Annotated in this window: 11 protein-coding genes; 2 read left to right on the plus strand and 9 right to left on the minus strand. The window is 28.2% G+C overall.

Going from position 1 to position 13,019, the window contains the following annotated elements:
- The first annotated feature begins 32 nt into the window (after positions 1-32).
- Positions 33-1,124 carry a transcription termination factor NusA gene (gene nusA / locus L8X28_RS04030; RefSeq protein ID WP_263665597.1) on the plus strand — a complete coding sequence of 364 codons (1,092 nt, stop codon included), beginning with the start codon at positions 33-35 and terminating at the stop codon, positions 1,122-1,124.
- Here nusA and L8X28_RS04035 read toward each other — a convergent pair.
- From L8X28_RS04035 to L8X28_RS04045, 3 genes are read right to left on the minus strand one after another with little or no spacing between them, the layout of a single operon-like run.
- The gene (locus tag L8X28_RS04035) at positions 1,121-1,474 is read right to left on the minus strand and encodes a membrane protein (RefSeq protein ID WP_039627957.1); all 354 of its coding nucleotides are present in this window, start codon (positions 1,472-1,474) and stop codon (positions 1,121-1,123) included. The genes nusA and L8X28_RS04035 overlap by 4 nt on opposite strands.
- Positions 1,471-2,844 carry a cytochrome P450 gene (locus L8X28_RS04040; RefSeq protein WP_263665598.1) on the minus strand — a complete coding sequence of 458 codons (1,374 nt, stop codon included), beginning with the start codon at positions 2,842-2,844 and terminating at the stop codon, positions 1,471-1,473. The genes L8X28_RS04035 and L8X28_RS04040 overlap by 4 nt, the downstream gene beginning before the upstream one ends.
- Positions 2,845-2,854: 10 nt before the next feature.
- A complete protein-coding gene (locus L8X28_RS04045; protein WP_263665599.1) occupies positions 2,855-3,985 on the minus strand; it encodes a DUF829 domain-containing protein in 1,131 nt (376 codons plus the stop codon).
- 165 nt (positions 3,986-4,150) lie between these two features.
- Here L8X28_RS04045 and L8X28_RS04050 point away from each other — a divergent pair, with 165 nt between their 5' ends.
- Positions 4,151-5,659, plus strand: coding sequence for an SGNH/GDSL hydrolase family protein (locus L8X28_RS04050; protein WP_263665600.1), 1,509 nt, complete (start codon positions 4,151-4,153; stop codon positions 5,657-5,659).
- Here the strand turns inward: L8X28_RS04050 and L8X28_RS04055 are convergent.
- The 6 genes from L8X28_RS04055 to L8X28_RS04080 form a co-directional block, all read right to left on the minus strand.
- Positions 5,656-6,834: a capsule biosynthesis protein gene (locus L8X28_RS04055; RefSeq protein WP_263665601.1), complete on the minus strand. Its 1,179-nt coding sequence runs from the start codon at positions 6,832-6,834 to the stop codon at positions 5,656-5,658. The two genes, L8X28_RS04050 and L8X28_RS04055, sit on opposite strands and share 4 nt — an antisense overlap.
- A complete protein-coding gene (locus L8X28_RS04060; protein ID WP_263665602.1) occupies positions 6,831-8,816 on the minus strand; it encodes a capsular polysaccharide biosynthesis protein in 1,986 nt (661 codons plus the stop codon). The genes L8X28_RS04055 and L8X28_RS04060 overlap by 4 nt, the downstream gene beginning before the upstream one ends.
- Positions 8,810-9,832, minus strand: coding sequence for a glycosyltransferase (locus L8X28_RS04065; protein ID WP_263665603.1), 1,023 nt, complete (start codon positions 9,830-9,832; stop codon positions 8,810-8,812). The genes L8X28_RS04060 and L8X28_RS04065 overlap by 7 nt, the downstream gene beginning before the upstream one ends.
- A gap of 202 nt (positions 9,833-10,034) precedes the next feature.
- A complete protein-coding gene (locus L8X28_RS04070; protein ID WP_263665604.1) occupies positions 10,035-10,676 on the minus strand; it encodes an HAD family hydrolase in 642 nt (213 codons plus the stop codon).
- On the minus strand, positions 10,666-11,394 hold the full coding sequence (locus tag L8X28_RS04075) for a 3-deoxy-manno-octulosonate cytidylyltransferase (RefSeq protein ID WP_263665605.1): 729 nt from the start codon (positions 11,392-11,394) through the stop codon (positions 10,666-10,668). Before L8X28_RS04075 ends, L8X28_RS04070 begins: the two co-directional genes overlap by 11 nt.
- On the minus strand, positions 11,391-12,959 hold the full coding sequence (locus L8X28_RS04080; protein ID WP_263665606.1) for an aldolase catalytic domain-containing protein: 1,569 nt from the start codon (positions 12,957-12,959) through the stop codon (positions 11,391-11,393). The genes L8X28_RS04075 and L8X28_RS04080 overlap by 4 nt, the downstream gene beginning before the upstream one ends.
- Positions 12,960-13,019: the final 60 nt, after the last annotated feature.

Here is a 13,019-nt window from a genome sequence, read left to right on the forward strand (position 1 = left end):
TTAAAATCCAAAATTAAGGTTGTATTGTCATTATGGAAAAAATCACAGATATAATTGAATCCATTGCTAATGAGAAAAATTTACAAATAGAAGATGTAAGAGAAAGAGTTAAAAAAGCACTTATTAATACTGCTAAGAAAATTTATGGCGATAAATATGAATTTTTTGTTGATTCAGGTAAAAATTTGCAACTTTATCAAAAAATCATCGTAGTAGCTGATAATGATGAAAGATTAGAAAATAAAAATGAGCATTTTATCGCTTTAAGTAAAGCAAGGGCTGAAGCTAAAGATGTAGAAATTGGCGATGAGCTAACTTATGAATGTTCTTTGGAAAATTTAGGCCGTACTGCTGTAAATATCTTACATAAAGAATTAGAATATAACATTCAAAAACTCTTAGAAGAAAAAATCTATGAAAAATACCAAAAAATGGTAGGACATATGGTTTTTGGTAACGTAGTAAGAGTAGATAGTGAAGAAAATACCTATGTAGAAATTGATGAGTTTCGTGCATATTTACCTAGAAAAAATCGTATCAAAGGTGAAAAATTTAAAGTAGGGGATGTGATTAAAGCTGTTATTAGACATGTATATATTGATAAATCGGGTATGAGAATGGAACTTAGTAGAACTAGCCCTAAATTTCTAGAAGCTTTATTAAAAGCTGAAGTTCCTGAAATCAAAGATGGCCTTATAAATATTTATGCAAGTGCAAGAATTCCAGGCGAGAGAGCAAAAATCATCTTGCAAGCTAATAGCCCGAGTGTTGATGCAGTAGGAGCGACTGTGGGTATAAAAGGAGTTAGAATCAATGCTGTAAGCAAAGAATTAAAAAATGAAAATATTGACTGCATTGAGTATTCTAATGAAATAGCAATTTTAATCACTAGAAGCTTAGCCCCAGCCATTATAAACTCAGTTAGTATTGAAGATAAAAAAGCTATTGTAACGCTAAATAGCGAGCAAAAAAGCAAAGCCATAGGAAAAAGTGGTATCAATATACGCCTAGCTAGCATGCTTCTTGGATATGGGATAGAACTTAATGAAGTAAATAATGAGGATAAAACTAATAACCAAGAAGAAGCGTTTAAAAACCTTAAAGCTTTATTTGGAGAAAACTAAAGCTGCTTACCGACAGTTTGCTCGGTAAGCTTTCTTTCTAAAACTAAATCCACTATAGGTTGTTCTCTTTTATTTGCCTTTTGGCAGTGATTTTTGTCAAAAAAATCTGTGATTTTAATAACTATTTTAGCCCATCTTTTATCACGCTCTCTCCAAGCATGAGATGATAAAGACTCCCAAGCATAACCATTAAACAAAGTAGCATTGACAAAATGATCAAGCGCTCTCACACCTTGTCTAACCCTAGCAGGATTACCAAAAGTACCCACTATAACAATAAAAAGATAACTAATCACCGCCAAAGGAACGATAGCGCAAAGTAGTATAGTTCCTGCTAATTTTTCTTTCATTTTTGCCTTTTTATAAATCTTATATTCATACCATTTGCCGATCTTATAGTAAGTCTTCCTACTATATCAGGTACAAAATTTTCTTCTAATTCTAACTTATAAGTCCTTAAAATATTAGCTAAAATCAAAACAGCCTCTTGCATAGCAAAACCCTGCCCTATACACACACGCTCTCCCATACCAAAAGGCATATAAGTGTCTTTTTTAATCTTGCTTTTATCTTCATGGCGACTTGGATCAAACTCATGTGGATTTTCCCAAAAACTATCATGTCTATGAATAAGCCATGGAGCTACCACTACACCTGAACCTTTTTTAATAAGCTTATCTCTCATTTTGTTATCATTTCTTGCTTCTCTAGCAAAAAAGCCAACTGGTGGATAAAGTCTTAAACTTTCTTTAAACACATTTGTAAGATATTTCGTTGCTCTAATATGTTCTATTTTAAACTCTTCATCACCCGCAACTTGCATGATTTCTTCATAGGCTTTTTGTTGCTCATTTGGAGAAATACTTAAAATATATAGCGTCCAAGTTAGCGAGCTTGCAGTGGTTTCATGGCCTGCTAAGAAAAGCATGGCAACTTGGTCTAAAATTTCATTAAAAGAAAATCTCTCATTAGTATCTGCATCTACCACCATAAGCAATGATGATAAAATATCTTCATATTTTCCTTGATCATTTAGAGCATTATCATATCTTGGCTTTATAATATCTGATAAAACTTTGCGTATAACTCCACCTGCTTTAAGTCTTTTTTTCTCGCCCAAAAGATTTGAAAGCCAAGTTGGGAAACGAAACATTCTTCGCATAGCTGTTTTAACTGTTTCTTCTTGCACAGTTACAAAAGCATCTAAAACAAGTTTACCTTTTTGCTCATCAAGTTTTGATGACATGATAGTTCTAAAAATCACATCTGCAGTCACAAAAGTCATAGCTTCATCTACTTCTATAATCGCTTTATCTTCATACCTTGCAAATCTTGCCATCATATCAGAAGCTGCTTCACTCATCAAATTAAAAACCTTAGAAATCCTTGTCATTTCAAAAGAAGGTCTTAAAAGTTCTCTTTGCTTTTCCCATACTCTATCATTAGTTGTAAAAATACTTATGCCCAAAAGTGGCTCTAAAAGCTCATGTAAAAGTTGGCTTTTTGGATATTCTCTAACCTCATCTACCATAATGCGTCTAACTTCTTTTGGATCATTTACTACATATAGATCAAATCCGGGCATTTTTACTCTACCCATCATCATTTTATAGCTTCGCTCATAAAGTCCATCAAGCCAAGATCTTCTTTTTAGTAAAAAAGTAGTTAACGTAGAAGCTTTATTTTTATAAGGCTTTGGATGAAAAGGACACTGACCCATTTTTTTCCTCCTATTTGATTTTTTCTTCTAATTTATTTTTACCTATGACAAATTCAAAAAAGTTATATACTCCTTGAATTTGTGTGGCAAATAAATATAAAAAATGTGCTTTATATTTGTCTTTTTTGATTTTTTTATAATCTTTGTTTTTATATAAGGTATGAAATTTAGCCGAAAGGTATTTTGGACTAAATTGTGCTTTCACTCCGCTTGTGCGTATAAAATCAACTTGTGCAAAACAAGCCCCATCAATAATAGAAGTAAAATCATACCATATTAAATTCTTACTTCCTAAATACTCTAAGTCTTTTCTAAACTCAAAAGATCTTTTTTGATAGCTTACCAAAGGTATACACTCACCTAAAGTTAAAACCTTTAAATTTTCAAAAGATATATTTTCATCTTCACATTTTCTAAGCACTTTTGCTAAAACATTTATACAAAGCACCGTTCCTACGCTATGTGCGCTTAAGATAAGTTCGTAATTTTTGTCATTTGCATTTTCTTTTAGTTTTTCAAAGATAACCCTAGCAAAATCATCCATTCTTAATTCAAGTTCACCTTGAGAATTTTTCTCCCAGTTTGCACAAAAAGAACAAATTCTAGCTATCCAAAAAACAGCTAATTTCTTGCCTAATTTATAAAGCATTTTTGGTAAAAACACTAATGATAAAATAAAGGCTAAAATTCCCAAAACAATATGAAAATTTTGCAAATATAACAAACTTCCAAAGGCACAAAATAAAGTAAAAATCAAACTCAAAAGCACATAAAAAAATGGATAATAACCTGTGATAAGTTGGTGCGGGGATTCTTTACCGAATTTTAAAAAAAGTCCTGTGATGGTATAAATTCTAAAAAAACTATAACAATCACTCAAGGCATCTTTTATACCCTCTGACCAGTTTTTTTTGACTATATCATTCCAGCTTAAAAAGGTGTAAGAAGTACTTGTATGTGGGGTTTGAATTTGCCAAAAAGGATAAATATTAACTTGAGCTTTTGATAAAGTATAATCATAATTTAAAAGTATATTCTGCTCAGCTAAATTTTTTTTAAACATAGCATAATAATGCCTATATCCTCTAGGATCATAACCAGCTATATAAAAAACATCTCTTTTTTGGCATATTTTTTTCATCAACATCCTAAGTAAATTTAATACTGAATTTAAAAATATAGCTAAAGTTGTTATCTTTGTCAAATACCTATTTAAAGATAAAATGAGGGGTTTTTACTCTGAAATTATTCATTAAAAAATATTTTATAAAATAAATAAAAATTAAAAAAAATCAAGAAAGAACTTATGGATGTAATCTTACTAGGTGGTAGCAATAGTGTAGTTAAAAATGGTCTTAGGATAGGTCTTGAAAATAAAGACATTACATTACATAATTACGCTTTAGGGCTTAGTACTTCTTTGCAAAATCTTTATGAGTTAATACGCCATGAAAATACTATAAATAAAAGTGATTTTCTCATCAGTGAATCAAATATCAATGATTATTTAAGCCCTATGAGTTTAAATATTATACTTAGAAATATTGATTATTTTTATGAAGAACTTTACAAAGCAAACAAAATTACTATAGTGCTTATACTCCCCATACCAGCTTGTAATGATAAATCAAAAGCTATCAATGAAGCTCATAGGAAAAATTGTGCTCATTATGGTTTTAATCTAATCGATGTAGATCTTTACTACCAAAAAAATAATCTTTATGATTTTGATCAAAACTATAAATTCCACCCTATGCCACTAGCTATGCAAGAGCTTGGTAAAAACATCATCAAAAATTTACACAGCTTTAAAAAATCTAAAGAAAATATCATTTGCTCAAAAAGAAAATATCATATCTTTGCACCTTCAAATTTAACCAAAATAGAGCATAAAAACTCATTTTTTTGTGAAAAAACTACAAAGATTAAAGCTAATGAAAAAATTATTTTCCCAAAAGAGTTAAAAAACTATCAAATCTTAGGCATACACACTTGGAATCACACTAGCTCATCAACCCATGCTATATCATCTATAAGCATTGAAAACTCATCTTTTAAATTAATAAAAAATTTTGGACTTATCAATACTTTTCAAGATATACAAAATGAAAAAGCAATTTGTGATGAGCAAACCTTTTTGCATGTTAATACACAAATTATCAAGCAAAGTGAGGAAAGTTCGGGCTTAAGCATAGCAAATGAAAAAACACCAAGGCTTGATTATGTGGACTTAATAGGAATTTTACTTTTAGAAAATGATAATGATAAAAAAATTGAATGTAAAATTCAACTTATAAATGCTTATGAGCTTTTGATACCACCTATAGCATTTTATAAAGAATTAGTACTAGAATACCATGAACTAAAAAAACTTGATATGCAAACATTTTTACAAAGTCAAAATCATAATCTTTTGCGTTTTTTAAATCACAAAGGCTTAAAAAATGAATATGAGATATTTATCCACCAAAACAATAAACTTTATGGAGCTAGTTTAAGGATAAAAGAAAGATTAAGCTATAAGCTTGGAGAAGCTATCATGAAAAATAGCAAAAGCTATCTAGGGTATTTTAAAATACCTTTTGAATTAAGAAAAGTCAAAAAAGATCATTTTAAAAATCAAAAAGATCAAAAAAATCTACCGCCACTAAAAGCTTATGCGGATTATAAACACGCTCAAATAGCCAAAACACACTTGCCTTATCTTTTAGGTAATGCACTTTTGCAAGCTTCAAGAACTCCTTTTAAAATAGGCTATTTAAGTTTACCTTTTAAACTAAAAAAAATTGCAAAAAACTATAAAAAGAAAATTTAATCTAAACTAGTATTTTTGAAAAAATTTCCATTGACTTGGGTTTTATATATCACATAATTTCTAAATTTAGCGTGCAAAACAGCATCAGGCTTATATGCCCTGCATTCTTTCCAAAAAGTATGCAAGCTTTTTTGATAAGTCAAACCTTCTATATCATAAAAAGCTTTTCCCATAACTTTTAAAGGGCTATTGTGATATAAAGCAGAAAGCCCTACTGTGCTATTTATAACTATAGTACCTCTTGCATTGATTAAGAGCGTAGGTAAGTGTAAGTCATGTATATATAAAATTCTACCCTCGACATTGTATTTTAAGCTCAAATCTTCTATAAGTTTAGTATAGTCCCTATAGCCACGGTCCATAGGATGGTGCTTAAAAACTAAATAAGACTTTGCTTTGGCATGATTAGCAAAAGAAATGATTACTTCTTCTATAAATTTTTCTGTAGTTTTTTTATAATGATGGGAGAGTTGAGTATCATTATGCACTTGTAAAATAGCCAAAAAATACTTTTGCTTTAGGGAAAGAATTTTTTCATTTAAACTTTTTTCTGTAATTTTGTATTTGTTTTTTCTATATACTGAACAAAGCCAAGGTAAAAAGTCAAATAGTTTTAAACTTCTATGATGTAAAGAATTATTAAAATACCAAGAAAATAAAAAAGCAAAAAGCCAGTATAAAAATGAAGCAAAGGCCATATTTCTAAAAGTGCTTGAGAAAGTTTTAAATTTAAAATCTTTATCAAATTTTTTCTGACTTAGATAAAATTCTTTTTCTCTTGGTAAAGTGGAGTTTGCATTCACTCCATCTTTTTCAAAAGTAATGAAGTTTGGTCTTATATAACCTTCTTCAAAAATCCATACTTCAATACCCATTTGCTTAGCAACATTAATGGCTATCTCATGCACTTTTCTACAATCATTATACATAATGATAACTTGAATTTGTTTTTCTTCAAAAAGCTTTTTATAAAAGTCTTCAAGATCAGCTAAACTTTTAGTGTAATTAATGCTTTTAAAAGGATAAAAGAAAAAATCTCCACCATTAAAATTTACTTTATAAACCTTAGCTTTTGGAATTTTTGTAGCAATTTTACGAAAAAATCCTCCCACAGGCCCTTGGAGCAATAAAACATTTTTACCAGAAAATTTTTTTAACTTTTTACTTAAATTCATCTAATCAAAATAAATTCTATCAATCTTCTTATTTTTCTTAATATATAAATTCTTATATCCATAAACCAACGCAAATAAAATTTAGAAAAATAATCTTTTTGCATTTTTAACATTATATCTAATGCAAGCTCAACTTCACATAAATTTTTACTTTTTGGATGGATGTATCTTGGATAAAGGATCAAAACCCCAGCAACAAGCTCTTCTAAGCTAAGTACTCTTGTGCGTCTTGGAATTTTATGTAAATCGTTTGTCAAACCCCAACCTGCATAAAAAGGCTTACCATACACCACTACTTTTTTACCACGCAAAAGAGCATCAAAACCACTTGTGGAGGTTATAGTATGTACTTCATCACTCGCATTGATAGCACTATCTATACTGACATTTTCTATAATCTCATCGCAATATTTTAAAATAATACTTTTATCTTTTAAACCCTTACGGTTACCGCTTAAAACATCAGGATGAGGTTTAAAAACTAAGAAGGCATTTTCATTGGCCTTTCTTACACTTTGTAAAAGTTTTAAGGTATCAAAACCAGCTCCACCTAAGATCATAGAAGCATCATCTTCTACTTGAGCAGGGATTAAAATGATTTTTTTATCGGTATTAAAATTTAGCTTTTCATGTTTTAAGCCATTATACTTTGAAAATTTATTTTGCATGATGATAGTGATGAGTTTTTTAGCTCTTTGTTTTAAACTCTCATCAAATTCATGATTTTGTAAAATATCTTCCAAATCACTTGGTTTGCTTGGATCAACATACAAACCCTTACTATCTACTATCAAAGAAAAAGGGCGTGTGAGATCTGAGCCCAAAAAAACAGAGCGCAAAAAGCCATCTTCCACTAAGAAAATCTCATTGCTAAAATCTTTAGCCAATAAAGCTTTATCATACTTTTTACCCCAAATGAAAATTTTATCTTCAGAAATCAAATTCGCTTTATAAAGCTCATCAAGTGAGTTTAAAAAAATGATTTTATTATTTTTAGCTTTAAAAAAAGGTTTTATAAATTCTCTTTTCCATTTAGAAAAACCTAAAAAATACAAAGTATTTGAATTAGCTTGCTCTACCTTTTTATATTTTGCTAAAGTATAAATAGTATCAAAAATATCACTTTTTTGATTTAAGTAAGGATTAAAATACTCGCTATATAAAAAGTAAGTAGCATAAAAAACCTCTTCCAAAGTTCTTTTTTTAAGCCTTCTTTTACATACTTGTTTATCTTGCGTTAAACCCCAACCTGCATAAAATGGCACGCCATAACATACACATTCGCATCCTAATATCAAAGCTTCAAAGCCCATGCCAGAAGTTTTGGTATAAACTTTTTTAAAATGACTTAATAATTCTATGGGATTATAATTTTCTTTTATAACTACACATTTACTTGACAAATCTTGCACATCAAAATCACTTTGTTTTTTACCACTTAATACATCAGGATGAATTTTAATGTATATTTTAGCATTTGGATTTTCTTTAATAGCTTCATTTATAATATCTTGAGTTGAAAAACTATCAGCTAAACCAAATTTTAATGAAGCATCATTTGCCACCTGAACGATAATCAATACGCGTTCTTCGTTAGTACTAAAAAGATCTTTTGGTATGCAAAGATTATTGTTATACTTGCTAAGTTTTTCTTTTTTTATAAGCTCTATAGCTTTTTTTGCTTGCTCTAGCTCTTCAGAACTAAACTCATAAGTATTTAAAATATTTTCGAGCTTAGATGGCGCGATCGCATCGTAATAAATTCCTATATCGTCTTTGACGATAGAAAAACTTGGGCTTTTTTCTACGCCTAAATTTAATGAGCGCAAAAAGCCATCTTCTAGCAAAAGCAAAGAACCATTAAATTTTTTATATAAAAAAAAAGCCCATCTGCCAGTACGTTTTCTTCCCCATCCTATGAAGTTTTTTTTGTAAAATATTTGAATAAAATTGTTTATATAAAAACAATAACCATTTAGCATTTTTTTATACCTACAGTATCTATAATTTGTTCTAATCTTTGCTTCCATGTATGATTTTTTGCGATAAATTCTACTCCTTTTTTTAACCTTATCTTATCATCTTCATTTAAACCATCTTTTTTAAACCTATATAGCAAATCTTTCAATTCTTCCTCGGTTTGAAATGAGTAACAATAATCTTTAAAATATTTCTCAACAGCTAGTGTATGATTAGTAATAGCTACACTTCCACAAGCTATAATCTCTATAAGTCTTCTTGAAAACATAGTAGGGGAATTTTCTATAGTATTAACATTTAAAGAAATTAGATATTTTTTATATATCTCTGCTGTTTTTTTATACTCAACCGAAGGATAAATTTGCATGCCTTTAAAATTTGGATATCTATAGTTTATAGATTTTCTATCTGAATTTCTATCATAAATATCAAGATTATTAATCTTGGACGATAGCTCAAACATCATATCTTGATAAAATCTTCTTTTTTCATGTATGTGTCTTGAGTAACTCCCAACAAAATTAGCTTTACTGGATATAAAATTAAATCCAGTAAAATTATGAAATTTGGATTGAACAGCAAAAGGTAAAACACCTATATAAGAATTTTTTCCTACATAAGATTTATACTTTGATATGCAATTTTCATCAACAGTAAAAATAAACTCAAATAACTTTGCACTTTCTATAAATCTATCAAAATGTACATCATCTTCTTTGTTCCAAAATACCGTAGGAATATTTAACATTTTTGCAAAATTAACAAGCTTTTGTAATTTTCTATTATTTCTTCTTGGATAATCAGGGTATGAAGCGATTTTATATTTCCATTTATTTTTAAAACCATGCCAAGCTGACTCAACAAATAAAAAATCAGGTTTCCAAAAATAAAATATAAACTTATAATTCAATGGAGTTATATTTTTTATAATTACTCCATCCTCTGCTTTTAAAGAAGCATAGGTTAATTCATCAGCAATTAAGGCTATTTTTAATACATTATCCATTAAATCAACCAATAAAAATTATTAAATTCCTTTTTTTATTTTTATATTCTATCATATTCAACACTACTTCATAGGAATTTTACAAAATATTATATATAATTGTTTTTCATTGTTAAGCTAAAATTCTTTATAGCAATTAATTTTACTCTTTTTGGATTATATTTTTTCATTTCTACAATACTATCTCTAATTCGTTTAAAAAGTAAAACATTTATTAAATCAATAGAATGTTTTTATCAAATTTTTCTATATATCTTTTTGAAATATCTTTTAATTGCTGATTATTGTATCCGTAAAAAGAAATATTACTTTCTTTTGCTGCTTCATAATCATTAATACTATCACCTATCAAAATAGTTTCGCTTTTATTATAATTTTCTTTCATCAAAAGATTTTTCACCAACTCTATCTTTGGAGTAGGTGAACCATTTATAGAATGAAAATAGTAATTAATTTGAAGTTTTTGACACAATAAATTTAACTCATCATGTTCACTACCTGAAACAATATGAAAATTGTATTTCTCATAATTTTCTTTAATAAAATTTACGCTATCTAAAATAAGGTATTTACTTTTTACAAGTTCCTCTCTCATAATCAAACTAAATCTATCAGCATAAGCTTTAACTTCGTCATCATTAATATCTTTTTTTAAAATTTCATTAAAAAAATATCTTATTTTATGAAATCTTGATAAACCACCGTTGATAGAATGATATTCTATAAGTTTTTCAACCAAAGCTTTATCAAATTCTTTAAAAATTTCTCTAAAACCATAATCGCGAATAGCTGAGCTATCAATAATAACTCCATCAAAATCCCACAAAATATTTTTTATTAAAATCCTATTTTGCATTTTGCAAATACTCTTCAACTTTAACAACATCACTAGGCACATCAACTGCTATAGAAGCACATTTTGTTTCTTTCATTTTTACCTTGTAGCCCAAATCAATAAATCTTAGCAATTCTATATCCTCATGTTTTTCATTTGGTGTTTTTTTAAATTTCGAAAATATTTCCAATGATTCTTTGGTAAAACCATAAACACAAACTTGTTTTTTATATTGTATCTGCAAATCATTTTTTTCATATGGGATGATAGAGCGTGACATATAAACTAATTCGTCTTTATTGTTGGTTATTACTTTTATAATTGTATCACTTATAGCCTCTTCCTTGTTTGCCATTTTGTATAAATTATAAGCTATATATTCATTTGAATATAGTTTATATTCATTTACAATTTCTTCAATGGCAAGCGGATCAATAACTGGTTCATCTCCTTGGATATTGACATACAAATCAGCATCAATATTTTGAGAAATTTCAGCAACGCGATCGGTGCCTGTTAGGCAATTTGCACTAGTCATCATAACTGGAATCGATTCATTTTCACAGTAATTATAAATTAACTCATTGTCTGTAGCAACATACACATCACTCAAACAAGAGGCTTGAATTACTTGCATAAAAGTCCTTTTTATCATAGGAATACCACTAATCAAGCATAAAGGCTTCCCTTGAAACCTATTAGAATGATACCTTGCAGGTATAACACCAATAAGTTTCATTTTATCCCCTTATTGAATATGCTTTTAGTAATAAAATTAATTTTTATTTTATTTTTTAACAACTCAAGACTATTAGCTATTATTTTATTTTGTTGCAATAAAACCTCACTATTCTTCTCTATATCGTATTCATCATAAGAATAATTATTTTTATTCGCATCATAGCCATCTAATCCAGCCACACCAACCTCTTTAATTTGCTCAAAAATCAAATAATTTAAAATTATAATAGTACTATTTGTAATAAAGTTATCATTTAAAAAAACAATTTTAGAATAATCTAAAACTACATTAGATTCTCCGTTGATATTATTTGTTAAAATAATACTATCACTTTCAATAGCATCTCTAAATTCATCGTAGCGTTTTTGGTTTGAAAAAAAGTAGTAATCACAATCAAATTTTGGTTTGTGATTTATCGCTATAGTTAAATATCTTTCTGATTTTATAGCATCTTTAATCAAACCTTCGTTTTCTTTTACACTTAAGCCGGAAGCAATCAATAAAATTTTTTTATTTTTTAACTCTGGTATAAAGTTTTTGGCTTCTATTTTAGCTTTAACCATATTTTTAATATATAATTTTTTAATTACATCTTTATTAAAACTCGAAGAGTTTTCTTGTGGAATCTGTTTTAAAATTTCACAAATCATAGATATATTATTTGTTCTTTTTTGGATTAGATAATTAGTATAATTTGGATGAATGTTTAACGAAGCAGAAAGATACTGGGCCGGAGAAAATCCCCAAGAATATTTTGACATTAGGCCAGAAAGTAGAGTATCTATAATATCTAGTAAAGGCATTATATTGTACTTATCACTAGATGTTTTATTTAAATAATCTATAATTAATTCTGTATTTAAATTCCCAGCACCTCTACCCATCCCATAAACACTCGAATCAATTACAATTTCTCTTTTTAGCATTTGTTCACATAAACTAACCGCATTGGAAAAAGCTAATTGCATATTATTATGAGAGTGGTAACCTAGTGCTATATCTTTATCTAAATTATCATTTGCCAATAAAGTATATTTTTTAAATTCTTGCAAATTCATCGAACCAAAACTATCCACAATATAAAATACTTTTGGTTTTAACTTATTGGTTTTTTCAATTGCTTCTAAAAATTCTTTATCACTATATTTTTTTGTGACCATGGGTTGAAAAAAAACATCATATCCCAAATTTTGAATTTCTTTAGCATATTCTATCACTTCATTAAATTTTTCCTTATGAAAAGCCAATCTAATTCCATCTAATAAACATTGGTTTGATTTAGATAATTGCCGTAGAGAAAAATCTCCATAATTGATCATTGCAACTTTATATATACCTTTGCCAATACTTAGTTTTTTTATAAAATCATCAATTTTATGTGAATTTTTAAATAAAGTTGAATCACAATCAAAACCATTATCATTCAAATATCCAAATTCTATTACATCTATCTTAGCTTTAACCAAAGCATTTAATATTTTTTCAATATGCTCATCTTTAAATTCCCAATTATTTACATATCCACCATCTCGCAAAGTACAATCTAAAATGCTAATACACATCTTTTACCCCCCCCCTTTTTTTTTTTTTTAATTTTTCCAAATTCTTTTTTTATCTTTCCG

The organism is Campylobacter sp. CNRCH_2016_0050h (assembly GCF_025772605.1).
Classification (GTDB): Bacteria; Campylobacterota; Campylobacteria; order Campylobacterales; family Campylobacteraceae; genus Campylobacter_D; species Campylobacter_D lari_D.

Coding starts and splice junctions, on each gene's coding strand:
- nusA (WP_263665597.1), top strand. CDS start 33: ATGGAAAAAATCACAGATATAATTGAATCCATTGCTAATGAGAAAAAT.
- L8X28_RS04035 (WP_039627957.1), bottom strand. CDS start 1,474: ATGAAAGAAAAATTAGCAGGAACTATACTACTTTGCGCTATCGTTCCT.
- L8X28_RS04040 (WP_263665598.1), bottom strand. CDS start 2,844: ATGGGTCAGTGTCCTTTTCATCCAAAGCCTTATAAAAATAAAGCTTCT.
- L8X28_RS04045 (WP_263665599.1), bottom strand. CDS start 3,985: ATGAAAAAAATATGCCAAAAAAGAGATGTTTTTTATATAGCTGGTTAT.
- L8X28_RS04050 (WP_263665600.1), top strand. CDS start 4,151: ATGGATGTAATCTTACTAGGTGGTAGCAATAGTGTAGTTAAAAATGGT.
- L8X28_RS04055 (WP_263665601.1), bottom strand. CDS start 6,834: ATGAATTTAAGTAAAAAGTTAAAAAAATTTTCTGGTAAAAATGTTTTA.
- L8X28_RS04060 (WP_263665602.1), bottom strand. CDS start 8,816: ATGCTAAATGGTTATTGTTTTTATATAAACAATTTTATTCAAATATTT.
- L8X28_RS04070 (WP_263665604.1), bottom strand. CDS start 10,676: ATGCAAAATAGGATTTTAATAAAAAATATTTTGTGGGATTTTGATGGA.
- L8X28_RS04075 (WP_263665605.1), bottom strand. CDS start 11,394: ATGAAACTTATTGGTGTTATACCTGCAAGGTATCATTCTAATAGGTTT.
- L8X28_RS04080 (WP_263665606.1), bottom strand. CDS start 12,959: ATGTGTATTAGCATTTTAGATTGTACTTTGCGAGATGGTGGATATGTA.